We start from the raw sequence: 279 nt of genomic DNA, 5'->3' as shown, positions 1-279 counted from the left end.
CGTCGCCGCGGTGGCCGCCGGGCTCGGCTGGGGCATGGTGCCGGAGGTGCAGGCGGCAGCCGGGCTGCGGGCCGGCACGCTGGTGCCGCTCGTGCGGAACCGGCCGGTGGACGTGCCGCTCTACTGGCAGCAGTGGAAACTGGACCTCCCTGCACTGTCCACAGTGGCCGAAGCGGTCGCGGCCACGGCGGCGTCCTCCTTGCGCGGCCCCGGTTCCTGACCCTCAGGCCGGCATCAGCCGTTCGGAGGCGACGCCGGCCGGCGGATCCGCCGCGTGCG

1 pseudogene is annotated in these 279 nt (G+C 76.3%); it reads left to right on the top strand.

What is annotated here, in order from left to right:
• Positions 1-220, top strand: a pseudogene (locus CCN39_RS52460) (ArgP/LysG family DNA-binding transcriptional regulator); the annotation flags it as partial.
• Between the last annotated feature and the right edge of the window lie 59 nt (positions 221-279).

Origin of the sequence: Amycolatopsis kentuckyensis (assembly GCF_002155975.1) — a bacterium.
Lineage (GTDB): Bacteria > Actinomycetota > Actinomycetes > Mycobacteriales > Pseudonocardiaceae > Amycolatopsis > Amycolatopsis kentuckyensis.
This window is presented reverse-complemented; position numbering and strand designations above follow the sequence as displayed.